Source organism: Olivibacter sp. SA151 (assembly GCF_054130995.1).
The window spans coordinates 4,815,808-4,838,832 of record NZ_CP096391.1; the positions used below are offsets into that span (position 1 = coordinate 4,815,808).

The 23,025-nt window shown below is 40.6% G+C and carries 23 protein-coding genes and 1 tRNA gene; 6 read left to right on the top strand and 18 right to left on the bottom strand.

Translation table 11 applies throughout. The annotated features are described in order from the left end of the window. Positions 1 to 150: 150 nt before the first annotated feature. Both leuB and ilvA read left to right on the top strand, forming a co-directional pair. Entirely contained in the window at positions 151 to 1,212 is a 1,062-nt protein-coding gene (leuB, locus tag M1D52_RS19710; RefSeq protein WP_013665555.1) for a 3-isopropylmalate dehydrogenase, read from the top strand. A gap of 75 nt (positions 1,213 to 1,287) precedes the next feature. After that, the gene (gene ilvA / locus M1D52_RS19715) at positions 1,288 to 2,526 is read left to right on the top strand and encodes a threonine ammonia-lyase IlvA (RefSeq protein WP_013665554.1); all 1,239 of its coding nucleotides are present in this window, start codon (positions 1,288 to 1,290) and stop codon (positions 2,524 to 2,526) included. Positions 2,527 to 2,606: 80 nt separating this feature from the next. Here ilvA and M1D52_RS19720 read toward each other — a convergent pair whose 3' ends face one another. From M1D52_RS19720 to M1D52_RS19730, 3 genes are all read right to left on the bottom strand, one after another. After that, a complete protein-coding gene (locus tag M1D52_RS19720) occupies positions 2,607 to 3,359 on the bottom strand; it encodes a ThuA domain-containing protein (RefSeq protein ID WP_377612502.1) in 753 nt (250 codons plus the stop codon). Between the two features lie 163 nt (positions 3,360 to 3,522). Beyond that, the gene (gene aroB / locus M1D52_RS19725) at positions 3,523 to 4,590 is read right to left on the bottom strand and encodes a 3-dehydroquinate synthase (protein ID WP_437393202.1); all 1,068 of its coding nucleotides are present in this window, start codon (positions 4,588 to 4,590) and stop codon (positions 3,523 to 3,525) included. A gap of 65 nt (positions 4,591 to 4,655) precedes the next feature. Continuing rightward, complete coding sequence (locus tag M1D52_RS19730; protein WP_013665551.1) at positions 4,656 to 4,862, bottom strand: RNA-binding S4 domain-containing protein; 207 nt, start codon at positions 4,860 to 4,862, stop codon at positions 4,656 to 4,658. A gap of 91 nt (positions 4,863 to 4,953) precedes the next feature. Here M1D52_RS19730 and M1D52_RS19735 point away from each other — a divergent pair, with 91 nt between their 5' ends. Continuing rightward, the gene (locus tag M1D52_RS19735) at positions 4,954 to 6,159 is read left to right on the top strand and encodes a proline dehydrogenase family protein (protein WP_437393201.1); all 1,206 of its coding nucleotides are present in this window, start codon (positions 4,954 to 4,956) and stop codon (positions 6,157 to 6,159) included. A gap of 23 nt (positions 6,160 to 6,182) precedes the next feature. On the opposite strand, the gene M1D52_RS19740 is transcribed toward M1D52_RS19735, so the two are convergent. Continuing rightward, positions 6,183 to 6,815, bottom strand: coding sequence for an HAD family hydrolase (locus M1D52_RS19740; protein ID WP_437393200.1), 633 nt, complete (start codon positions 6,813 to 6,815; stop codon positions 6,183 to 6,185). Positions 6,816 to 6,878: 63 nt separating this feature from the next. On the opposite strand from M1D52_RS19740, the gene M1D52_RS19745 reads away from it, so the two are divergent. Continuing rightward, positions 6,879 to 6,952, top strand: a tRNA-Ile gene (locus M1D52_RS19745). Positions 6,953 to 7,207: 255 nt separating this feature from the next. Here M1D52_RS19745 and M1D52_RS19750 read toward each other — a convergent pair. From M1D52_RS19750 to M1D52_RS19800, 11 genes are all read right to left on the bottom strand, one after another. Then, a complete protein-coding gene (locus M1D52_RS19750) occupies positions 7,208 to 7,600 on the bottom strand; it encodes a nuclear transport factor 2 family protein (RefSeq protein ID WP_437393199.1) in 393 nt (130 codons plus the stop codon). A 73-nt stretch (positions 7,601 to 7,673) separates the two neighbouring features. Continuing rightward, positions 7,674 to 8,519: an AraC family transcriptional regulator gene (locus tag M1D52_RS19755; protein ID WP_437393198.1), complete on the bottom strand. Its 846-nt coding sequence runs from the start codon at positions 8,517 to 8,519 to the stop codon at positions 7,674 to 7,676. Positions 8,520 to 8,709: 190 nt separating this feature from the next. Beyond that, positions 8,710 to 8,943: a glycoside hydrolase domain-containing protein gene (locus tag M1D52_RS19760; RefSeq protein WP_437393197.1), complete on the bottom strand. Its 234-nt coding sequence runs from the start codon at positions 8,941 to 8,943 to the stop codon at positions 8,710 to 8,712. Between the two features lie 239 nt (positions 8,944 to 9,182). Beyond that, complete coding sequence (locus M1D52_RS19765) at positions 9,183 to 10,229, bottom strand: DUF6528 family protein (RefSeq protein WP_437393196.1); 1,047 nt, start codon at positions 10,227 to 10,229, stop codon at positions 9,183 to 9,185. 39 nt (positions 10,230 to 10,268) lie between these two features. Then, on the bottom strand, positions 10,269 to 11,765 hold the full coding sequence (locus M1D52_RS19770; protein WP_457941582.1) for a RagB/SusD family nutrient uptake outer membrane protein: 1,497 nt from the start codon (positions 11,763 to 11,765) through the stop codon (positions 10,269 to 10,271). A 12-nt stretch (positions 11,766 to 11,777) separates the two neighbouring features. Continuing rightward, complete coding sequence (locus tag M1D52_RS19775; protein ID WP_437393194.1) at positions 11,778 to 14,912, bottom strand: SusC/RagA family TonB-linked outer membrane protein; 3,135 nt, start codon at positions 14,910 to 14,912, stop codon at positions 11,778 to 11,780. Between the two features lie 91 nt (positions 14,913 to 15,003). Next, positions 15,004 to 15,318, bottom strand: a complete 315-nt coding sequence (locus M1D52_RS19780) for a DUF4974 domain-containing protein (RefSeq protein ID WP_437393193.1) — start codon at positions 15,316 to 15,318, stop codon at positions 15,004 to 15,006. A gap of 68 nt (positions 15,319 to 15,386) precedes the next feature. After that, positions 15,387 to 16,061 (bottom strand): FecR domain-containing protein, encoded by a 675-nt coding sequence (locus M1D52_RS19785; RefSeq protein WP_437393192.1) that lies wholly within the window; start codon positions 16,059 to 16,061, stop codon positions 15,387 to 15,389. Between the two features lie 156 nt (positions 16,062 to 16,217). Further along, on the bottom strand, positions 16,218 to 16,820 hold the full coding sequence (locus M1D52_RS19790; protein WP_130856401.1) for an RNA polymerase sigma factor: 603 nt from the start codon (positions 16,818 to 16,820) through the stop codon (positions 16,218 to 16,220). A gap of 74 nt (positions 16,821 to 16,894) precedes the next feature. Beyond that, on the bottom strand, positions 16,895 to 17,506 hold the full coding sequence (locus M1D52_RS19795; protein WP_130856400.1) for a DUF6266 family protein: 612 nt from the start codon (positions 17,504 to 17,506) through the stop codon (positions 16,895 to 16,897). Between the two features lie 33 nt (positions 17,507 to 17,539). Beyond that, a complete protein-coding gene (locus tag M1D52_RS19800) occupies positions 17,540 to 18,247 on the bottom strand; it encodes a DUF6266 family protein (protein WP_437393191.1) in 708 nt (235 codons plus the stop codon). Between the two features lie 421 nt (positions 18,248 to 18,668). Here M1D52_RS19800 and M1D52_RS19805 point away from each other — a divergent pair, with 421 nt between their 5' ends. Both M1D52_RS19805 and M1D52_RS19810 read left to right on the top strand, forming a co-directional pair. Then, a complete protein-coding gene (locus M1D52_RS19805) occupies positions 18,669 to 19,250 on the top strand; it encodes an HD domain-containing protein (protein ID WP_013665538.1) in 582 nt (193 codons plus the stop codon). Between the two features lie 4 nt (positions 19,251 to 19,254). Further along, positions 19,255 to 20,124 carry a YitT family protein gene (locus tag M1D52_RS19810; protein ID WP_013665537.1) on the top strand — a complete coding sequence of 290 codons (870 nt, stop codon included), beginning with the start codon at positions 19,255 to 19,257 and terminating at the stop codon, positions 20,122 to 20,124. 7 nt (positions 20,125 to 20,131) lie between these two features. On the opposite strand, the gene M1D52_RS19815 is transcribed toward M1D52_RS19810, so the two are convergent. The 3 genes from M1D52_RS19815 to M1D52_RS19825 are packed head-to-tail and all read right to left on the bottom strand — an operon-like array spanning position 20,132 to position 22,921. Then, a complete protein-coding gene (locus M1D52_RS19815; RefSeq protein ID WP_130856398.1) occupies positions 20,132 to 21,175 on the bottom strand; it encodes an adenylate/guanylate cyclase domain-containing protein in 1,044 nt (347 codons plus the stop codon). Continuing rightward, positions 21,168 to 21,551, bottom strand: coding sequence for a response regulator (locus M1D52_RS19820; RefSeq protein ID WP_377612629.1), 384 nt, complete (start codon positions 21,549 to 21,551; stop codon positions 21,168 to 21,170). The genes M1D52_RS19815 and M1D52_RS19820 overlap by 8 nt, the downstream gene beginning before the upstream one ends. Next, the gene (locus M1D52_RS19825) at positions 21,548 to 22,921 is read right to left on the bottom strand and encodes a sensor histidine kinase (protein WP_437393190.1); all 1,374 of its coding nucleotides are present in this window, start codon (positions 22,919 to 22,921) and stop codon (positions 21,548 to 21,550) included. Before M1D52_RS19825 ends, M1D52_RS19820 begins: the two co-directional genes overlap by 4 nt. Between the last annotated feature and the right edge of the window lie 104 nt (positions 22,922 to 23,025).

Below are 23,025 nucleotides of genomic sequence, written 5' to 3' on the forward strand. Positions count from 1 at the left end.
AGTAGTAAGACAAGAGCCATCGGAGTTTTGACCATCCCTACGGGAGGCAGGTTCTTTAATTATTGATATCTTGTTTGTTTCTTAAAGCATCAATGAGCCCCTCAGGGTTTTTAATTTTTACTTTTGAATTTTTACTTTTTAATTAACACTATGAACTTAAATATCGCTCTTCTAGCAGGAGATGGAATTGGCCCGGAAGTTATCGACCAGGCCGTAAAAGTAGTCAATGCAGTAGCAAAGAAATTTAATCACCAAATCAACTGGACAGCAGCGTTAACAGGTGCTGCGGCAATTGATGCGGTCGGCGAACCTTACCCGGATGAAACCCATGCGGTTTGTATGGCAGCGGATGCGGTGTTATTCGGTGCGATTGGCCACCCCCGCTTTGACAATGATCCAAAAGCTACGGTACGTCCCGAACAAGGCTTGCTTAAAATGCGCAAAAAACTAGGCCTATTTGCTAATGTTCGCCCTACGTTTACCTTTCCTTCCTTAATCGATAATTCGCCGTTAAAAAGGGAGCGCATTGAGGGTACTGATTTAGTGATTTTACGCGAATTGACCGGTGGTATTTACTTTGGTGAAAGAGGACGCAAAGATAATGGCGATACTGCGTTTGACACCTGTACTTATACCCGTGAAGAAATTCAACGTCTTGCCAAGTTGGGCTTCGAAATGGCGATGGGCAGGAGAAAAAAACTATGCTGTGTAGATAAAGCCAACGTATTGGAAAGCTCTCGCTTATGGAGAGAAACGGTACAGGATATGGAAAAGGACTTTCCGGAAGTAGAAGTAAGTTATGAATTCGTTGATGCCGTTGCCATGCGCCTCGTACAATGGCCCAGTTCGTATGATGTCATTATAACAGAGAACTTATTTGGCGATATTTTAACGGATGAAGCTTCCGTTATCTCGGGATCTATGGGCTTAATGCCTTCTTCGTCTATCGGTATTCATACCTCCCTTTTTGAACCGATTCATGGTTCTTACCCGCAAGCTGCAGGAAAAGATATTGCTAATCCACTTGCTACTGTATTATCAGCTGCCATGATGTTCGAAGACGCCTTTAATTTAAAAGAAGAAGCAGCAGCCATTCGAGCAGTAGTCAATAAATCGCTAGCCGAGGGGATTGTAACAGAAGACTTGGCAGGAAAGAATAATAAAGCTTATAAAACCAGTGAAGTTGGCGACTGGTTGGCAGCGAATATTTAAGCGCTTGCCTCAAAAAGATACCAGATTTGTCATTATTTTGACTGCTCTGGTATCTTTTTTAGTAATACCGATGAAATGGATTTAACATTAAACTATAAAACGGCAACCACCCGTTTAAGCGGCGTAATAAATCGCACCCCGCTGGTATACCACCCCAGGCTTTCGGAAAAATATGCTTGTCACGTTTATTTAAAACGGGAGGATTTACAACTGGTAAGATCCTATAAACTTCGCGGGGCTTATAATATGGTAAGTTCGCTAAGTGATGACCAACTTAAACGGGGCGTCGTATGCGCCAGTGCGGGTAACCATGCGCAGGGCTTTGCCTACTCTTGTAATAAGTTAGGCGTGAAAGGGGTGGTTTTTATGCCGGAAATCACTCCAAAACAGAAGGTAACGCAAACGACCATGTTTGGGAATGGACAGATCGAAATTGTGCTCGTAGGTGATACGTTTGACGATTGTTTAAAAGAGGCCCTCGCCTACACTGCCGCCAATAACATGACCTTTATTCCTCCGTTCGATGACTATCGTGTTATCGAAGGACAAGGCACCGTGGGGGTCGAAATTTTGGAAGATCAGCCTGATATCGATATTGTAGTTATACCGATTGGAGGAGGAGGCCTTGCCGCGGGAGTTGGAAATTATTTAAAAAGCGAAAATCCTGCCATCAAAATCTTAGGTGTGGAGCCGGCCGGTGCCCCTTCCATGACGGAAGCATTAAAAGCGGAGCAACCCGTAACACTCAGTGAAATCAATCGCTTTGTAGATGGCGCTGCTGTTAAACGGATTGGTGAGTTGACATTTCCGCTCTGTAAGGAGATCCTAGAAAAAGTAATATTGGTTCCAGAAGGAAAAGTATGTACGAACATTTTGAAACTTTACAATGAAGACGCCATTGTTGTAGAGCCTGCAGGAGCGCTTTCAGTAGCAGCTTTGGATTTCTGTAAAGAAGATATAAAAGGCAAAACAGTGGTCTGTATCATTAGCGGAGGCAACAATGATATCGATCGGATGGCAGAAATAAAAGAGTTATCCCTTTTATACGAAGGCCTCAAACATTACTTCATCGTTCGTTTTCCGCAACGTCCCGGTGCATTGAAGCTGTTTGTAAACGAAGTATTGGGACCTCATGATGACATCACCCGTTTTGAATTCATCAAGAAAACAGAGCGCGAAAGAGGACCTGCACTTGTAGGTATCGAACTTCATAAAGCAGAAGATTATGATGCTTTGTTGAGCCGCATGCGTCAACATCGTTTTGATTTCAAAGAAGTTAATACCGACCAGACTTTGTTTGAGTATTTGATATAAGTTTAACTAATTAGCCAATGTGATAATTAGCCAATGCGATAATTGGCTAATCGGCTAATTAGCTAACTAAATAGTGAATACTACTCCCCCATAGCATACTTTATGCCGCCCAAGAGATGTTTCCGAAAATCCACCTCATCATAACTTTCTTTCGTGTGTCCCAAGCCTGTATAGAAAGCTCTTCCACCATCATAGTTATGATACCAGGCAATAGGATGATTATCTCCATTTTTACCACCTTCATAGCTGGTTTCATCCAGTTTCATTAATACTTTTGTATCTGGATTTATATCTTTATAATTGTACCATTCATCCCATCTGCGCCAAGTATCTGCTAAATGTTCAGTAGCTGGATGATTTTTATCCAACACCAATAGGGTTGCGTCCTGTTGCTTTGGGTGACTCAGAAACCATGCTCCCACCAATTTGTTATACCACGGCCAATCATACTCGGTATCGGCTGCTGCATGGATCCCCATAAATCCTCCACCTTGCTGTATATAATGCTCAAATGCCGTTTGTTGTGCATCATTTAAGATATCGCCTGTTGTACTTAAAAAAACAACTGCCTTATATTTTTTCAAATTATCTTCTGTAAAAACGGAAGCATCTTCTGTATGTTCTGTAGCAAAGCCATTATCTTCGCCAAGTTCTTCGATGGTTTTCGCCCCCTTTTCAATGGAGTCATGCCTAAATCCCGCGGTTTTTGAAAACACGAGTACCAGCGGTTTCACTTGCGAATGGTCGATATTCTTTTCCGATTTACAAAAGGAAAAGCAAATACCCGCAACCCAAATGAGGGCGAAGATAGATGCATAACGTTTTAGTTTCATAAGTTTTATAAAGTTATTAATCAGTTAATAAAAACATCCCTTGAAGACAGAGCATCCCGAGGGGTCTCACGAGTCCTCTCGGGAGCCAAGCTTTTGACTTTTTAATTATTGATATCTTGTTTGTTTCTTAAGGTATCAATGAGCCCTTCGGGGTTTTGACTTTTTAATTCAATAATGAACGATAATAATCCAAGCTTTCAAAAATTTGTTCTTTTTGAATATATAGGTCAAAATCGCAACTTCCTATTTTATTTAGAAGCGCAAAACCAATTTTATCACCGGTGTTCTTTTTATCATTCAGCATATAAGTATATAAAAACTCATATATGGCTTCGCCAAATGAATAGCTTGGGAACAGATGCATGATATAGCTTCGGATCTCGTTCAACGATTCCAGAGACAACCCGTTATGACGATGAGACAAATAAGCTTCACAGATCATGCCTACTGCAATTGCTTCGCCATGAAGCAAAGGAAAGGAGTCGTTTGCTAAAGAATAACTTTCAACCGCATGTCCAATTGTATGCCCAAAGTTTAAAATCTTTCGAAGTCCTTTTTCCGTTGGATCCTTTGTAACAACATCATTTTTTATGGCAACGGAGCGGTAAATATAATCCTCATCCAATTCTTTTAAATCAACTCTTTGTAACTCTCCAAAATAACCCTGGTCATAGATCAACCCATGTTTTATCATTTCAGCAAAGCCAGAAACCATTTGCCGTTCGTCTAAAGTAGCTAAGAAGTCGCTATTAATAAGTACCGCTTTTGGCTGTGTGAACGTGCCAATAATATTTTTTACCCCATCCATATCAATTCCGGTCTTCCCCCCTACCGAGGCATCGACTTGCGATAATAAGGTTGTAGGTATTTGAATAAAATCAATTCCTCGTTTAAAGGTCGACGCAGCGAAACCACCGATATCCGTTATAACCCCTCCCCCCAGATTAATGAGTAAGCTCTTTCTGTCAGCACCAAAATCCAAGAGCATTTTCCAGATACCGATACAGAAATCAATATTTTTATTCTCTTCTCCCGGATCAATTTCTATTAAATCGTATGCCGTTAATTCCGGCATCGATGATGTAAACACGGGCAAGCAGTGCTCGCTGGTATTACGATCGGTTAAGATAAAAATTTTGGAATAAGTGTTTTTATTTAAAAATTCGCGCAAAGCGTTGAACTGTCTCTCAAAATATACGGAATAAGTATTACTTTTTATTTCTTTGATCATGCTTATTAGCTCTCAGCTTTCAGCTCTCAGAAATCAGCCGATATCCGATTTCTGACGGCAGATAACTAGTCAACCACTATTTTATATTGTAAAAACTCAATGACATCACCCTTTCTAACTTTATAGCGCTTCCTAAACTCCGTGACGCCATTACAGCTCACGAGCCCCTCACTTACAACAGCTTGTGCTTCTCCACCGTTCTCCACTACATTGACAGCCTTTAGCAATTGAATAAGATGGATATATTCACTATCAAGCGTAAAATTTATCATAAACCAAACCTACATAAAATTCTTAGATGAAAGCAAACGAAAATAACATTTTCTGCTATTAAGCCATCGATTTTTTCTCTAAGTTTGCTCCATGATTTCGCCATCAAAAGAACCACAATCTGTTGCCGCGAGTGATCTTACTTTCGACAACACTGAAATCGCTTTTCGCAGTAAAAGCAATGCCGAATTAAACAGAGCTTATTGGCTGTTTAAAATTATTTCCAGTAATTTTTTGACTAAAGTAGGTCCTCCGGTAACGAACTTTGCGCTTAATATCGGCCTACCTATTACAAGTCTCATCAAGAAAACGATATTTGAACATTTCTGTGGCGGAGAAACAATTGAAGGCTGCGAAAAAACAATTCAGCAATTGGCTTCTCAACACGTTGGAACCATCCTCGACTATTCGGTAGAGGGTGAAGAAAGTGAACAAGCTTTTGATCACGTGTTGGCTGAGAGCATTCGCACGATCGAGCGCGCCAAAAAGGATACAAACATTCCGTTTTCCGTTTTTAAAGTAACGGGCCTGGGCCGCTTTGATTTGCTGGCAAAGGTAAATGCAGGCGAACCATTGACGGAAACAGAAGCGGCTGAATTTGCACGTGTAAAAAACAGGGTGGAAAAAATATGTACATTTGCGCATCAAGCAGGCGTTGCCGTTTTAGTCGATGCCGAACATTCATGGATACAGGATACCATTGATGACTTGGCTAGAGACATGATGCGAAAATACAATACGGAAAAAGCAATCGTATACAACACCTATCAGCTTTACCGCCACGATATTTTGGCTGCGTTAAAGGCAGATGTCTACTTAGCTCAAACTGATAATTTTTATGTTGGGGCTAAGTTAGTGCGTGGCGCCTATATGGAAATTGAACGAAAGCGAGCTGAAGAAAGGGGCTATCCATCCCCCATACAACCGAATAAAGAAGCCGCTGATCGTGATTATAATGAGGCTATCCATTTTTGTTTGGACAACCTTGATCGAATAGGTTTTATGGCTGGCACGCATAACGAGGCCAGCAGTTACCTCCTAGCAACGGAGTTAGATAAAAGAGGAATAGCGAGAGGTGATCGCCGAGTCTATTTTGCCCAATTATTGGGCATGAGTGACAATCTTAGCTTTAATTTATCCGCTGCCGGATACAATGTGGCAAAGTATATGCCTTACGGGCCGGTAAAAGCGGTAATGCCCTACCTCTTTAGAAGAGCGCAAGAGAATACCTCTGTTGCCGGACAAACAGGCCGAGAACTGAGCCTTATCATAAAAGAAAAAAATCGCAGAAAAAAATAGCCGATGAGACCATCGGCTATTTTTCAAAGAAGCTTTCGCCGTTGAACCAAGAGTTCTAAGGTATCAGGAGCGGTCAATAATTCCGTCTGTATTCCCAGCTTTTTGGCTGTAACAAGATGCTGGGGGCTATCATCAATAAATAATGTCTTTTCCGGCTCGAGCTGGTGTGCCTGCAAAACAAATTCAAAAATATTCGAATTTGGCTTTCTCATGCCTAATAAATGAGAGTAATAATCTTTGATAAAAAAGCTGCTGTTATCTTCCAAGGCATGTTCTTTTTTCAGGTACTCCATAATGGATTGATAGTGGATTTCATTGTTATTACTAAGTAAAAAGGTGTTGTATCGATCTTTTAGTTGCCATAATAATTCGTGTCTACCTTTAGGTACACCTATTAACAAGGAGTTCCATGCATTATCAATTTGTTGGTCTGTTAAGTCAGCTTTTCCCGTAACTTCACGTATCCCATCTCTAAATTGCACGGCAGAAACTCGTCCCATATCAAAATCATCAAATAAAGCATTTTGTTCGGTATGGGCAAACACTTTTTCTACTCCCTTGACACCCAAATCGGTAAAGGCTTTATGCGCCTTAGCGAAGTCGATCATGAAGATTACATTGCCGTAATCGAAGATAATATTTTCAATATTTTGCATAATTAATTTTAAAATGTGCCTACAAATATGTAAAATTGCACTCGCAAATCAGCAATGGTTGCCGCTCCTATAGCTCAGTTGGTTAGAGTAGAAGACTCATAATCTTTTGGTCCCTGGTTCGAGCCCAGGTGGGAGCACTTTAAGGGCAAATGCTTTCAATAGCTTTTTGCCCTTTTTATTTACCATCAATTTCTTAGTAATCAGACAAATACAATTGAACACTGGGCTCACTGTAGCGGTTTGGGCTTTTAAATTTTCAAACGTAAAGGTCTGGAAACATTGAATCAATTATCCCTCATTTCAAATAACCGTCTGATTTAAAGAAAATTAAATCCGCTTTAAAGATTTTAAAAAATAAAATCGGCGACTTTCATGGGTGGCTACAACTGAAATTAGTGCCTCGACCCTAAATCGCGATCTTTTTCGTCGCCACTGATCATGTGGGTAAGTTCGTTACAATAAATAATCTTCTGATCTTTGAAATGGAATTCAGCAATGACCCGAAACTTACCCGAACGTCCGTCTTTTGTAGTACCGCGAACTACATGATTGGAAAACAATATGTTGCCCTCCGTGATTATGGTTTGAAAGTCAAAGCTCAGCGTCCTTATCGTTTCCTTTTGCAGGCTAACATGCTTGCAGAACTGAGCGTAGTTTAATTTTTTACCATCTACTTCCTGGATGTATTCCTGATCAAAGTACTTTTGAATCGCCGCCTCATTAAAGGCGGTGCTTTCAAAGATTTCTTTAAACATACTCTTGATTGTTGTTTTGTATTCGTTCATATAAAATAAATTTAATACAAAACAATAGAATTGGTCCCTAATGGTACAGACCTGATCCGCGGGAAAAATTGTACTATTTGCGGTATCGTTTACGAAAAGCTGCTGGACGCTCACCAACTATCTTCTGAAAAACACGGTTAAAATAGGCCGGATCGGAATAGCCCAACCCATAGGCAATCTCTTTAACGCTTAAGTCTGTGTGCACGAGTTGTCGTTTACCCTCTAAAACAATTTCCTGCTGAATGTATGTACTTACCGCAATCCCGCTTGTTACTCGTACACATTCGTTTAAGTAAGAAAGTGAAAGGTTAAGCTGACTAGCATACCATGATGGCGCTTTTCGTGTCTTGAAATTATTCCTGAGTATTTTGCCAAATTCAAAAGTAATAGCTGCAGCCCTATTGCCTAAAGTTTTCTTTTCATTTATTTTGATAACTTGAGCGAAAATACCGGTGAAAGCCGATACTAAATGCGTAACGATGACCGATATCAGTTTACCGCTATTTGATTGATAACCGGCGATAGCGCGCGCTATCTCATCCAAGAAAGGTGCTGTGCCGTTTACATGGAACACGTCTCCCGACACGCTATCAAGTAAAATACGCCTAACAACTTCATCTATTAATTCCGAACTCGTTGCTAACATCCAGCCACTCACTTTATCTGCTGAATTAAAATGGTGGACGCTTCCGGGTAAAATACAACAAATGCTGAGCTCATCTAAGATTACCTCTTTGAAATCGATGGAAAGTATTGACCTTCCCGACTGCTGGTACAGAAAAACAAAGTAGTCATCACGATGAGCAGTCGTTATAGGAGGACTGCCATGTGGCTTATTGTCTATACGCCTGATATGCAAGCCCGGTATAATTTCCCGTTCTAAATTTAATATCGGAATATCACTCGGTCTTTTACTCATGTAGATATTGAAATTATAGCCATTCGTATGATTCTAGTAAAAATATGACAAGCAATGGAATAAACAAATGATATTTGCTGATATCCTGAAACGGTACGCATTGACGGATATACGCTTTCCGCTTTCGAGCCTAGATGGGACATAAGTAACCCCTCTTTTCGAGGGGTTTGTTATTTATACTCAACTGAAGCTACCTGCCCTTGAAACCGGATGCTCCCATATATAATTCAAGAACACCTCCCATGCTGATATCGGCAAAGCTAATATAGTTTTTCTTCAATGGTCTCCCATTGAGTTTAATAGATTGTATATATACATTTGTGTCTGAATTTTTATAAACTTTTATTGCAAACTCCTTCTGATATACCTTTAATAAGAAAATTAACCAAAACTTATGGAAATTAGCGGATGCTGTGATAGGCACAAAAAAATATTTGCACAATAAGGAGTGAAAAAATTAACATAAAAGTAAATTTATTCCAAGACATCTTATTTAATGAAAAGACTCGCGATTCAAGCCAATAGTTCGAATGGTAGTCTGTCTTAGAGAAAAAAAATAAACCCCTTCAAAAGAGGGGTTTATTTTTTACATCCGTCTGAGATCAACTATTCACCGAACCTTGTCAAACACTTTTTATTTCCGGTGATTCTTTACGTTCCTTTTCAATAGGGCGTACGAAAAATTTTCGCCTTGTAAAACTTTGCACCGTTCTTTGTCCGATAATATTGAAAGTAGCCATCGCTGGAATAAATATCCACATAGCGTGTACACCAGGTTGGACTGGTAACAGGATCCGGTAGTTCGGTTGTCTTCTCCGAATCTGGACGTGTAAGTACAAATAGACCGGACTGTTGTCGGCTGATGCCTTTCACAAAAGTCTTGTTAAGCAGATTAGGAGCATCCGTAAACGCTTTTGTTGTTTTATCAAAGCGATAAACACCTCCATTGGTACTCACCCATAATATATTAGGGTCGTTTAGGTCTCGGGATAGATCATGCCCATAGGGATTTGCACTACTGGTTGTGTTCAAACGCCCCCGTCTTTCCGGTAGTTCCGTCAAAGTAGGAGTGGCATCTGTTCCGCCTACCTGCATGGCCATCACAAAATCATTACCCGTTGCCCAAAGAATATGCTCCACCGGATCATATAAAACGGCATGTGCTTTATTAAGCCGAATGGCTGCATGGGCTAAATTGTCCGTTCCAACTGAAGAAGCGAAAAGCAATACCGAATCCTTATCTGTAGCAGCAACGGCGATGTTTCCATTTGGCAACAATTCTACACCATGCGGATTAAATCCGAGATTATAAGCCCATTTCTTTATCCCCCCAGGATAAGAAGCAATCGTAACTAAACCATTTGAACAGGAAGCAACTAAATGGTTTCCTCCCCATACGTTAACAGTGCGGACTTTGAAATCTGTCGGCAACCCCCAATGATCTAGCGCATATTGAGAATAGCCTTTAGCTGTCTCCGGTTTCCACGACCATTTCAGCGCAGCGGAGCTATTCCAGTCTTCGGCCCCCGGATCATAGATTTCAATTTTATTAGTAGCCTGATTACCGGCCCATATCCAGTCGTCAGTAACCGTTTCTGTCACTCCTTTAGCTTGAGCTGACATGGTGGTGCTTTTCTGAAAAAAAGCTTGTTTATCTTCTTTGCAGCAGGCAAAAATAAAAACCATGCAAAAAATTAATAATCTTTTCATTGAATTATGTAGATTAATAAACTTACTCATCGTAAAAACCTAGTAACCCGGATTTTGCGTTAGATTTGGATTTTTTATAATCTCCTCCGCAGAAATCGGATAATAGTTATGAAACGGTTTGATATTCGCCGCTCCTATCGGATTGTCGTCAGCAACCGATTTAACGGCCTCCACCAGCTTATTCCATCTAACTAAATCCCATCTTCGTTGAAATTCACCGGCAAATTCAATGGCACGTTCTTTCATGATCTCCTCACGTAGGTTTTCCTGTGACGGGTTTGCGAGCTCATTCAATTTAGCGCGTTTCCTTACTTCATTAAGCCATTTTGTACTTTCTGCTATATTTCCATCTTCATTATAAGCCTCTGCCAGAATCAATAAGACATCTACGTAACGTAATATATAAAGGTTCTTACCACTTGCTTGCGCATTGGCATCTAGATCCCAAAATTTAGGCCCGAACCAGGGGTGGTCCGGTCTCGGCCATTTGGTAAAGGTCTGCCCATTATAACCATAGCCGAGCACAACATCCTTACGCTGATCGTTCGGTTCGAACATCTTCGCTAATTTAAGCGTTGGCCTGCAGACGCTCCATCCATCGATAATATAATTCCCGAAGTCTACACCTGCATACGTGCTTTTGCCTGGATCTCTCGCAGGCATATAATAGGATACCTGCTGGTGTGTTTTGATATTGGTGGCAGTGGCAGCATCACGAAGAAATTGAACTTCGAAAATGGACTCCGCATTGTTTTTAAAACGATTATGCACATCAAAAACATCGGCATAATTTGGTAACAGCGAATATTGGCCACTTTGAACAACCTGTAGTGCGGTTTGCTGCGCATTTGTCCACTCTTTGTTATAAAGATATACTTTAGCCAAAAGGGTCAAGGCCGCTCCTTTAGTTGCCCTACCTACATCGCTCGTGCCATAGCTTAATGGAAGTGTTTCAGCAGCCTCGCTCAGGTCTTTTACAATCTGAGCTCGAACTTCAACTAGTGGTGTTCGTGCAAGCTGACTTACCGCATCTACATTCAGCTCGTCCGTCCATAGCGGAACATCTCCCCAAAAATTAGATAGTATGAAGTAATAAAGAGCCCGTAGAAATTTTGCTTCTCCAACAAGCCGTCCTTTTAATTGGTCGTCAATAGGAGCTTGTGATACGCGGTTGACTACCATATTTGCGTTCTTAATAGCCGTATAGGCTGCGCTCCAAATGCCACCGGTACCTGTATTTCCGGAAGTGAAGGTATATTCATGCGGGATGAGATTGTTTGCATCTTCCGTATAAGAAAGATCGGTACCCAGATCTACAATCCGCCAAAATTCCGGCGATCCATAAATCGTGTTTAAAGATCCATAGACGCCGTTGACGGCTTGTGTACATTGCTCGCCGTTGGTAAAAAACTTATCCGGAGCAATGAAGGTCTTCGCATCTTCGTCCAAGGCTTTTTCGCATCCTCCAATCAGCATGCTCCCAGTTAGCAGGAACATAAACAGATATATTTTCATTGTTATTATTCTTGTTTTCATTGTCACTTTGGATTAAAAGGTCATATTTAGTCCGAGGGTTATTGTTCTACTATTCGGATAGTTGCCATTGTCAGTAGCAATGATTGTTGAACTACTACCGCCACTATTTACTTCGGGATCAAATCCATTATACTTTGTCAGCAGAAACAGGTTCGTGCCGCTGACAAACACCTTCATATCTTTAACAAGCCGTTTCAACAACAAACCCTTTAGGTTATAACTGAGCTGAGCTGATTTAAGCCGAAGGATAGAAGCATCATGCAATAATCGGTCGCCCGGTATGTTATCACGCGATTCCACTGCCGGAATATCCGAAGTTGGATTATTTGGCGACCAACGGTCAACCATATACTTGTACTGGTTCGTTAAAGAAGAACCCATCCCTGCGAAAAATTCCATGGCATTGAACATTTTATGGCCTTGACTAAACTGAAAAAAGAAATCAAGCATAGCCCGTTTGTAAGTAAATGTACTTCCAAATCCACCAAACAATTTAGGATTTGCCGGTGCAAGGTAATGGTAGTCCATCGCGTTTAGTGCCCCATCCTGGTTGTAATCAACATATCGTGGTCCTCCGGGTCTATAAAGATTGGCCGTTGAGACCAGGGTTCTCTCGCCGGCAGGCTTGCTCAATTCGGCATCTATTTCTTCCTGACTTTTCCAGGTTCCTGCATATTCAACACCATAATTAGCACCGATGGGTACACCTTTTTCTAAATAACTCGTAAGTACGCCGTAACCGATGCCGGCATCTAAAGAAACTCTGCTGAGCGGACCGATATCGGTTACTTCCTGTCGATTTGTTGAGAGGTTGATGAGTGCGTTCCATGTGAAATTACGATTTCGGATCACATCGCCACTTAGTGAAAAATCAAAACCCTCATTTAATGATTTTCCGAGATTAACAATACGTGATCCGTACCCGGTTTGTGATGGAATCTGAACGGTCAGTAACAAATCTTTGCTCACCATCCGATAATAGTCGGCCGTAAAGCTCGCTCTTCCATTAAGGAATTCAACATCAAGTCCAGCGTCCAATTGAGAGGTGGTCTCCCATGTCAACCCGTCATTGCCAATGTTTCCCTGCGTATAACCCAAGGCCTGCGTACCTCCGAAAATATACGCATTACTGTTTGCCGATAATGAAGCCAAAGACTGGTAGTTGGCAATACCCTGATTTCCCGATAAACCGTAACTGACCCGGAGGGAAAGATCGGATATCGCGCTACGGATCTTAGCATGCTCAAAGAAGGATTCATTAGAGATTCTCCATTTGACAGCACCTGATGGGAAAAAGCCCCACTTCTTTCCTGCGGCAAAATTTGAGGCGCCGTCCCTACGACCTGTAAAGGTAAAATAGTAACGATTTTTGTAATCGTAATTAATGCGTCCCAAGAAAGAGACAATCGTATTTTCATCCAGGTTGGAAGCGATGCCCCGATTCTCCTGTTCTGTAATCCCTAGGTTATTGTATTGCGTAATATCATTCGTAAGTCGCGAACCCGAAGCATATAAGCGGTCGATATCCCTGGTCTGGTAGCTCGTTCCAAGAAGAAAATCGAAGTGATGCTCTCCGAAGCTTTTCGTATAATTCGCTGTGTTCTCATTAATTAAGCTACTGGTATTGTAGATATCAGAAGAGGCCGAGCCGTACATAACCTTGTTATAAATCTTGCTTGGCATATCCGAAGGACTGTAGTAATCCGCTCGCTGATTGATAAAATTGATACCCAAGGAAGACCTTAGCTTTAACCCCGGAATCGGTTCGTACTGAAGGTAAAAGTTTCCAATAACGTTGTTAGCGAGCTGCTTATTGGTGATCTTATTCACAATCGCTACCGGATTATCAATATGTCCTCCTGTATACCAGATAGGATTGAATGTCTCATAGCTTCCGTCCGCTTTATAGATAGGTATAGTAGGTGCTAAAAAAACATAAGAGGATGACCAGCCCGTATTCGATCCTAAATTCATGCTACTAAGCTTCTTGTTTTCGCGGCTGATATTAAGATTAACGCCAAGATTAACCTTGGACGAGAGGTTCTTCGTAAAATTAAGACGCCCCTGATAACGCTTAAAATCGGTATTCTCAATAATACCCTGCTGGTTTAATACATTACCGGACAAATAATAAGTATAACCATGATCCCCTCCTGCTCCTCCCGACGCTGATAAGTCATAACTTGAAAACGGAGCGTCACGAGTTACCGCATCTATCCAATTTGTACCTTCTTCGCCGACTATATTGATGACTGAATCTACATTCGGATATAGCGCCGGCTGCTTCCCGAATATACGGGCTTCGTTTATAAATTCAGCAAACTCTCTCGCATTCATCATTTCCGGCCGCTTTGCTAGTTGCGATACCCCCTGATTCGTAGAAAAACGAAAATCATTTCTACCCACCTTCCCTTTTTTAGTCGTAACCAGTACTACCCCATTGGCGGCTCGGGAGCCGTAAATAGCTGTTGTAGAAGCATCTTTAAGGATATCAATGCTTTCGATATCGGCTGGGTTAATTGAGTTCAGGTTTGTTCCACTTGGATCAACAATACCATCGATGACATAAATGGGTTCGTTGGTAGCACTTATGGATCTGGAACCTCTCACACGAATGGTAGTAGGACTTCCCGGGGCGCCGTTTGTTGATTTAACATATACGCCTGCTGCGCGCCCCTGCAACATCTGATCAATTCTGGTTGCAGGTAAGTCCGCTAACTTTTCTGTTGAAATGGTACTTACCGAACCCGTCAGATCCTTCCTCTTGCTTGTACCATACCCAATTAGCACCACTTCGTCCAGCATCGTTTCCTGAGGCTTTAATTTAATATATATGGAGCTGGTAGACCCCTGATTGGTAGGTAACTCTTCGCTGTATGGCCGATACCCCACCAACCGAAAATTAAGTCTATAGGTAGCGTTGTTTTGTAAGCCGTTAACCTGAAATAGCCCCTGTTTGTCTGTAATTGTGGTTTTTACAGGCTGATTTTCCCTCAATTGAACGGTTACCGTTACCCCCTCCAGCTGTCTACCGGCAGTATCAACAACTACCCCTTTAATACTTGCTTGTTGCTGCGCAAGTCCCGGTTTTGCCAACACGAGCAGCAACAGTAGCCAAAAGCAACACTCAAAAGTTTGTTTCTTCATAAATTGTCTGTTTATCTTATTTTAATTTTTTACACAATAAGAAGCCATACCGCAATTTTTGCAGTTCATCGCTGTTTGTATTTTGATTATTTTATTGTTTTCTATGAATCAGGATAGTATCCCCACGTTGATCAAATAATAGATTATTCATATTACAGATAATAGAAAGTGTAGTTAACAGTGGCATATCTTCCTCGAGGTTACCGGTAAAATACAGATTCTTGACATCCCGATCCTTATAATCAATTGATACCTTATAGTATTTTTCTAAGGTTCTGAATGTTTCTGAAATCGAGGTATTTCGAAATGAAAGAGAAACAGCCGATTCTTCGGTTTTTAAAGATGGTATTTTCTTAAGTGATTGTGTCCGTTTAATTGCAGTAACCTCCACTAAACCTGTTTCCAAGTTTAAACTGAGTTTTTTCCCAGGTATTAAATACGTCTCTTTCTTGAAATCTTTGCCACTATAAACGACTACCTTACCTTTGAGAAGTTTAACATCAGCAGCGTTTTGCGCTCGAGGTTAACATCAAATACGGTCCCCAGCACCTTCGTGATTAAACTTTTACTTTTCACAATAAACGGAATTCCTGGGTTTGGCTCCACCTCAAAGCGGGCATGCCCCTTCACCAGCTCAATGTTCCGATTGTCTTTGCCAAAATCTTCGTTATACAGAAAAACGCTTTGCGGGTATAGCGTTACTTTCGATCCGTCCACGAGTCTAAGCTCGCGCACATCCTTTGAAAAATTCTGTTGTTGAAAAATCTTTGACCGGTGGTTATTTTCGGTTAACAACGTTTCCTTTTTTTCAGGGGCTTTTGAAAAGTGTCCAACCAGCGCTCTTGCTATAAGTGCGAACAGAAATACAGCAGCAGCATACTTTATGTAACGGAAAGAATAGTAACTTCTGTTTTTAGGCGTTTCTGTGTTAATCTGTTCCATCAATCGGTATTTGATCGTTTGAAGGTGGTCTGGCTCTCTCTTCATAGTCACATCCTCCTGATCGATCAATTCCCGGATCTGTAAACGTAATTCTCCTTCGTCAGCGGTGCCAAAGTACGCGAAGAGAGCATGTAGTTCCTCCGGCGTACATGCATTTTCAATATACTTTTTAAGTAAGGGGGTAATGGGGCGTCGCTGTTTATCCACTTTTTGCTCTTTTATTACCAATATGCGCGAGCAGGAAAAACACACTAATCACTTTTGATTTTTTTTTACTTTTTCCTGATTTAACGAAATGCAATCGTCTTATTTTGATTTTTCATGGAGGAAAAAGTTAGGGATGAAGCTTCTTAAATTTATCACCTAGCGATAAACCATATAGGCGGTTACAACGATCATTGCCATGTCGGTGGACTGAAATAGGGTCTTTCGAACGATAGCGGTTGCGCGAACAAGATGATTGCTAACGGTTGATATCGATATATCTAATTGTAATGCCGCTTCTTCATAGCTTTTTCCTTGCAAACGGCATAACTCAAAAACCTCGCGACAACGTGGTGGCATATCGGTCATTGCATCCTGTAATAGTTTGCGGCTTTCTTTGAGGTAATAGTCCTCTTCCGTATGGGTGTAAAGTTCATCAAAGGTCTGTAGAATATGCGTTTGTAGTTTGACATCCAATGCCACCTTTCGATAGAACTTATAAATTTCGTTTTCAGTAACCCTATACAACCAAGGCTTAAGCGAATAATTTGAATCCAATGTATGGCGATTTTCCCAAACTTTTAAGAAGACGTCCTGAAGCATTTCATCGGCAACAGCACTGATCTTCACAAATTTCAGCAATTTACCATAAATCGCCTGGCTGTAATGATCATAAATTTTTCCGAAAGCTACCGGATCACCGGCCTTCATTTGATCTATAAGCTTTTTCTCGGCAAGCACAGTTGAAAAGGAGGTCGTCATAGCGTTGAATTACCAACAGAATATTTCCAATCATCAAAACTAAAGTCCCTTTATTAATAAATCATGAATAAATCTTAATGTTTTATCTGAGCATGAATATTTCCGTCGCCCCTCTTTTGATCAAGAAGCGCCTCAAAATAACCTAAATAATAACTTTTTGAATAGCTGGTTTTTTTTCGGTTATGACAGTAGGTATAAGCATGAAAAGAGCCTTCTTCAAATTGTGGTGGAAGTTCTACTTCGATACGTCCGTCTTTACGATACCAAACCTGATCACTCTTGGCGCCTATGCCGAGCTCGGGACTGATTACAATTAAGACCAGTTCATCGCTATCTCTTGCCATTGGATGTGGTTCGTTCGTAAAAAAGACTTCCAATATACCGGGCGATCGCACTACATCGGCTATGGCAGGCGGGGGTAAAGCTCCCATGCTGATCATTACCCTTTCAGGAACAATCATTTGATCAGGATAGGTGCCTGCAACCGCCTCCTGTATTACTTTTTTTAATGCTTGCCCAAAGGCTTTACTCTTTTTACCATTGCCATATTGGCTCCAACCCTCGTTGATAACAGGCCGTAAAGGGTTCAAAAAGGCCATTGCCAATCTCATGCGCTGTTGACTGGCAAGCTTTCCATAAGGTTCTTTTTCCTTTTTCGGTATATTTGCATCAAAGAAAAATTCCATAAGCTAATATTATTGGTTATTAGTTATTGGTTATTAGTTATTGGTTATTGGTTGTTGGTTATTGGTTGTTGGTTGTTGGTTATTGGCTGTGGGTTGTGGGTTATTGGTTATAGAAAGATATTTGGTAGGAGAAACTCGTTTTTTTTGGCTATCGCTAAGAAATAACCATACATGAATGCACTCGCCTTCTAATGCCTCGTATCTAACCGTAGCTTCCGCTTGATAGCGCAAAGGCGTGGTGTCTGGTGAATCAAATAGGTCACTACTCGCTGTATAACATAAAATATGAACCTGATCATCTAAGGAACCACCCAATCCATAGGTTTTCGGATTCCAGGTTACTTTTATCTGCCCAGACTTCACTATCTCCAATTTTTCAGCCCCCGCGGTAAATAAAGTTCCCTTGCTGAATTGAATCAAACTATAGTTTAAATGCGGCTCGTTATTTTCGTCAAGTGAAAAAGCATGATCAAAATTCTGCTGAAAAGCAATATTACGCGCAGTAGCTTTGCGTAAGTAATTTCCGAAACCCACCTCCACCACTTTTTTTATAGGAATAAAAAACTCATTTAGTAATTTGAATTTTTTATAATGCAAAACTTGCTCTTCACTTGGTTTACCTTTATTCTTGTAAGTCCGCGAAAAGCCTTTAATATAATTTACACCTCGCCAACGACTGCCAATAATGCTACCTGTTTTACCACTAAAAGGTCCATTTATGCCTTTGTTGTAAGTTCCCATAATTTAGATTTAAATGCTAAATAACGCTTTTCTCTCTGTTGATAGGACTTATACCTATCGTTTACAATAAAAATAGAAAAAAATAAGTTTGAATAGAAAAAGAAATATATAAAAAATGCAGATTTATCGTAAAGTTATCGTTTTGTTATCGTAAATTCATCGTATATTTTACGATTATTTTACGATAACAAAACTATTAAAAAACTATGAAATTGGATATTTAACTATTGTCTTTATAATTTTTTATTCCTTTTTTGTTATGTTTTTTTAATAGGATAGCAAGAAGCTTTCTGCCACTCATTTCAAGCCCAATCAGCTCTTTAAAAAGCAAATCCGGCGCTAACTAGGAGCTTCACGATCTTACGAGCATTTCCTCACCATTTAAGAAATTTTAATATCTTAGCCCTCTATAACAATAGAAATGCAACTTGAACGGGTTACTACATTCATTTTAGATAAGTTAAGACACGAGCTTACTGCCTCTTTTAGCTATCACAATGTGGACCATACGCAAGATGTTATGCATGCGGTAAAAGAAATCGGCTCACAGGAGCATATTACCGAGAATGAATTACAGCTGTTATCGACTGCAGCACTTTTTCATGATACGGGTTTCTTAATATCTGCTAAAAATCACGAACTACACTCATGCCATATGGCGCGCAAGTATCTCCCTCATTATTCCTATAGCGAGCAGGATATTAGCCAAATTAGCGACTTAATCATGGCGACGAAAGTGCCACAGCAACCAAAAAATCACCTGGAAGAAATTATCTGCGATGCAGATTTAGATTATTTGGGGCGAACAGATTTTTTTGAGATAAGCGAAAAACTCTATCGTGAAATGTTAGCGCTTGGCACCGTATCTTCTCATCAGGAGTATATGCAGCTACAATTGGAGTTTCTCTCAAATCATCGATATTTTAGCAATACCGCAAAAGCATTACGTAATAAATTAAAAGAAGGAAATTTAACCAAATTAAAGACAAATTCGGAATCTTAGCAATATGAACTCAAAATCGACGGCGATCGCCCGTGACATTATTTATGTAGTTACGGGTATTTTATTCTGTGGTTTTGCCTTAAAAGGTTTTTTGGTCCCTAATCAGTTTTTTGATGGTGGTATCACCGGAATATCTTTATTAATACACGAAATCTACCATGTTAACATTGCTTATGTCATTGTGCTCGCCAACCTTCCCCTCATTATAATGGGCGCCTTCCAGGTAAGCAAGAAATTCGCTTTAAAAACATTGGCCTGCGTCATATTGTTAGGTATATGTTTGCTATATGTTCCTTACCCGATTATCACATCCGATAAACTACTGGTTTCCATTTTTGGTGGCGTTTTTATGGGAATTGGCGTCGGTTTATCCATGCGGGGCGGTTGCGCTTTGGACGGTATTGAAGTGCTCGCCCTTTATACCCTTAAACGGAGCAGCTTTACCATCAGTGAGATTATTTTAGGTATCAACATTATTATTTTCTTGATTGCAGCGGTTCATTTGGGACTTCCGACTGCACTCTATTCCATTCTGACTTATTATACCGCATCAAGGGCTATTACTTTCGTAATTGAAGGGCTCGAAGAGTATACAGCGGTTAATATTATATCAGCCCATAGCGAACTGATTAAGGAAAGGTTAGTAAAAGACATGGGAAAAGGCATTACGGTCTATAAAGGTGAGCGCGGCTTCTTAAAAGAAAGTTTTGATGTGAGCCACCCTGTTGATATTGTTTTTACGGTGGTAACTCGATTTGAAGTACGAAGGCTCAAGAATATGGTACATCAAGTTGATCCGCAAGCCTTCGTATATACAAATACCATTAAGGAAGCAGCGGGCGGTATATTGAAGAGAAGAGCAAGGGAACATTAATCCCTTACTATGCAGTCACTTCATAAATATTGACAGGATTCGCTTTGTTTTTCAAGTTTACGGTTCCAAGCGATGAAAAGCCGAACGATTGCTTGGCCTGTTCATAAACATGTTCAGCAACAACGATTTGACCGGCTTTGGCTATGGACTGTAAGCGTTGGGCTAAGTTAACGGCATCACCTATAACGGTATAATCTAAGCGTTTCAGTGAAGCTGATCCAATATTACCGGAAATTACCTCGCCGGTATTGATGCCTATAGAGACGTCGGGCTTAAAGGTGTGATCGCCGGATCGAATCGCCTCAATAGCTGCAATCTTTTCTTTCGTTGCCAGCGCCGCATCAATTGCCCGGTCCAAGTGATACTCCCCTTTAAAGACAGCCATCACCGCATCGCCCATAAATTTATCGATGTGTCCATTGTAACTGATAATTTCTTTCACGATTACATCGAACAGGTCGTTAATCAGTTTTACTACATCATCAGCGGCGACAGTTTCCGTAATGGCCGTAAAACCACAAATATCAATAAACACAACTGTTGCCTCAATGGTCTCATTGATCAATAAGCTTTTTTCAAATTCCTGATGCGTCATAAAATTGAGCACATTCTCATCCACATACATCTTTAGGATATTATTCTCTTTAATGGCCTTTAATGTGCTTTTGATCTGTTCCACATGTCCCAGTGTTTTTTCTATTGTTACATCCAGATCATCAAAATTCACCGGTTTGCAGACAAAATCAAACGCACCTCGATTCATTGCCGTACGGATATTTTCCATATCTCCATAGGCCGAAACCATCACGGCTTTGATTACGGGATTGGCCTCCGGGAGTTTAGTAAGCAAGGTCAATCCATCCATACCAGGCATATTGATATCACTCAAAATAATATCAATATCCTCTTCTTCTTTTAACAATTGGAGCGCCTCCAAGCCATCCTTGGCAAAAACAAATGAATAGATTTGCTCTCGGATTTTCTTTCTAAATTTTTGCCTGATCAAAAGTTCGAGATCTGCCTCGTCGTCTACAACTAATATCTTAGCCATGCTCTTCTAAATTTTTTAATTTTTCCCTTAACAAGTTAAAATCAAGTGGTTTCGTCAAAAAGTCATTAGCACCTAATTGCATCGATTGCCGATAGTTTTCTTCGTCTCCATAGGCCGTAATCATCATCACAAAAGGTGGTGTCCCTCCGTGTTTCTGCCTGATATGCGATAACAAGTCCAACCCACTCATACCTGGCATATTGACGTCAGACAGGATAAGAACAACTTCGGAACCATCGTGAAGAAGATATTGAACAGCTTCTTCTCCAGACAATGCGAACTCAAAAATGATGGATCCCGTTTTGATTTCCTTACGAAATCGCTGTCGGAATAAGGGCTGTATATCGATCTCGTCGTCAACAACTAATACTTTCATTGCTTGTCGGGTATAGTAATAATAAATTTTGCGTATTCTCCTTCTATCGTTTCTACTTTTAACTCTCCTCCGTGCATTTTTGTAATAATATCATAGCTCATAGATAATCCCAAACCGGTGCCTTGACCAGTTGGCTTGGTCGTGAAGAAGGGCTGATATATTTTTTCTAAGATGGCACTTGGTATGCCTAGGCCATTATCGGCCACCGTAATCTTAATCGATGCTTCTTGAGCATCATCAACTATATGTTCGGTAATAACGGTTACTCTTGGCATAAAACTCCCACCTATGTGTTTTCTCTTCTCGTTGACAGAATAAAAAGCATTATTGAAAAGATTAAGCAGCACACGGCCGAGATCCTGCGGTACCACTTCAATGGAAGGCAAGGCGGTGGCAAATTGGGTATCGATAGTGGCATTGAACGATTTATCCTTGGCTCTCAAACCGTGATAACTCAATCTAACATATTCATCCGCTAGTGCATTAATATCGGTCATTTCTTTTTTTCCACTGCTGCTACGAGAATGTTGGAGCATACTTTTGACGATACCGTCAGCCCTTTTACCATGAAAATTAATCTTGTCTAAGTTCTGCGTTAGGTCTGCTATAATTTCTTCTGCCTCCTCTTGTTGAGCTCCTTCCAGTGCCTTCAGAGGCCCTCCTTTCAATTCGTCCAATAGCTCGATACTCACTTCCGAAAAATTGTTCACAAAATTCAGGGGATTCTGTATCTCATGGGCAATACCGGCCGTGAGTTCACCTAAAGAGGCCATTTTTTCCGATTGAATAAGTTGGGCTTGGGTATTTCTTAATTCGTCGAGCGTCACTTGCAACTCTTCTTTTTGTTTAACCAGCTCGGTCGTGCGTTGTGCTACTTCGTGTTCTAAATCGACTTTCAGCTGCGCCATAATCCGATGTTGCGCCTCTTCCGCTTCGCGTCTAGCCCGTTCCCTCTCTAAAGCTTTCCGTTGATTTCTGTTCACGAGCCACATACCTCCGTACCAAAGAACGCCAAACAACACGGCACTCTCGAAAAAATCATCTGTTTTTTTGTAAAATGATGAAAAAAACTCCCGGACAAAAGAGCTGATAAATGAAAGGATAGCATAAGGCAGTATCGAAAAAATCATGTGCCTTCCCGCCTGTAATTCCTGTCTGCGGTAAACAAGGTACAATAGAGCAAATAGGAAGACTTGTACAAGCAAAGTAACCAAATAAGTGCTTGAAACAACGTCAAGGATGATCAATGCGATACTCACATAAAAGCCAAACTGAAGATATTTAGCCAAATCGTAATCTACCTTTTGATAGTTGACCTTCTTTTTAAGGAAACTGATCAGGAGAAGTGCAAATATGGGCTCTAGTGTCATAAAACAAAGGTTTAGCTTGCCAATAAGTAGCTGTTAAAAAAACTATAACTTTTTGCTCAAACATAGATAAAATCACCTGCACCTACAACAACAATTCGATGGAA

What these genes read in the sequence shown, in the direction of transcription:
- aroB (WP_437393202.1), bottom strand. Translation starts at nt 4,590, where the DNA reads ATGATCAAAGAAATAAAAAGTAATACTTATTCCGTATATTTTGAGAGA.
- M1D52_RS19810 (WP_013665537.1), top strand. Translation starts at nt 19,255, where the DNA reads ATGAACTCAAAATCGACGGCGATCGCCCGTGACATTATTTATGTAGTT.
- M1D52_RS19755 (WP_437393198.1), bottom strand. Translation starts at nt 8,519, where the DNA reads ATGAGTAAAAGACCGAGTGATATTCCGATATTAAATTTAGAACGGGAA.
- M1D52_RS19825 (WP_437393190.1), bottom strand. Translation starts at nt 22,921, where the DNA reads ATGACACTAGAGCCCATATTTGCACTTCTCCTGATCAGTTTCCTTAAA.
- M1D52_RS19805 (WP_013665538.1), top strand. Translation starts at nt 18,669, where the DNA reads ATGCAACTTGAACGGGTTACTACATTCATTTTAGATAAGTTAAGACAC.
- ilvA (WP_013665554.1), top strand. Translation starts at nt 1,288, where the DNA reads ATGGATTTAACATTAAACTATAAAACGGCAACCACCCGTTTAAGCGGC.
- leuB (WP_013665555.1), top strand. Translation starts at nt 151, where the DNA reads ATGAACTTAAATATCGCTCTTCTAGCAGGAGATGGAATTGGCCCGGAA.
- M1D52_RS19750 (WP_437393199.1), bottom strand. Translation starts at nt 7,600, where the DNA reads ATGAACGAATACAAAACAACAATCAAGAGTATGTTTAAAGAAATCTTT.
- M1D52_RS19735 (WP_437393201.1), top strand. Translation starts at nt 4,954, where the DNA reads ATGATTTCGCCATCAAAAGAACCACAATCTGTTGCCGCGAGTGATCTT.
- M1D52_RS19800 (WP_437393191.1), bottom strand. Translation starts at nt 18,247, where the DNA reads ATGGGAACTTACAACAAAGGCATAAATGGACCTTTTAGTGGTAAAACA.
- M1D52_RS19730 (WP_013665551.1), bottom strand. Translation starts at nt 4,862, where the DNA reads ATGATAAATTTTACGCTTGATAGTGAATATATCCATCTTATTCAATTG.
- M1D52_RS19795 (WP_130856400.1), bottom strand. Translation starts at nt 17,506, where the DNA reads ATGGAATTTTTCTTTGATGCAAATATACCGAAAAAGGAAAAAGAACCT.
- M1D52_RS19770 (WP_457941582.1), bottom strand. Translation starts at nt 11,765, where the DNA reads ATGAAAACAAGAATAATAACAATGAAAATATATCTGTTTATGTTCCTG.
- M1D52_RS19740 (WP_437393200.1), bottom strand. Translation starts at nt 6,815, where the DNA reads ATGCAAAATATTGAAAATATTATCTTCGATTACGGCAATGTAATCTTC.
- M1D52_RS19815 (WP_130856398.1), bottom strand. Translation starts at nt 21,175, where the DNA reads ATGGCTAAGATATTAGTTGTAGACGACGAGGCAGATCTCGAACTTTTG.
- M1D52_RS19790 (WP_130856401.1), bottom strand. Translation starts at nt 16,820, where the DNA reads ATGACGACCTCCTTTTCAACTGTGCTTGCCGAGAAAAAGCTTATAGAT.
- M1D52_RS19720 (WP_377612502.1), bottom strand. Translation starts at nt 3,359, where the DNA reads ATGAAACTAAAACGTTATGCATCTATCTTCGCCCTCATTTGGGTTGCG.
- M1D52_RS19775 (WP_437393194.1), bottom strand. Translation starts at nt 14,912, where the DNA reads ATGAAGAAACAAACTTTTGAGTGTTGCTTTTGGCTACTGTTGCTGCTC.
- M1D52_RS19820 (WP_377612629.1), bottom strand. Translation starts at nt 21,551, where the DNA reads ATGAAAGTATTAGTTGTTGACGACGAGATCGATATACAGCCCTTATTC.
- M1D52_RS19765 (WP_437393196.1), bottom strand. Translation starts at nt 10,229, where the DNA reads ATGAAAAGATTATTAATTTTTTGCATGGTTTTTATTTTTGCCTGCTGC.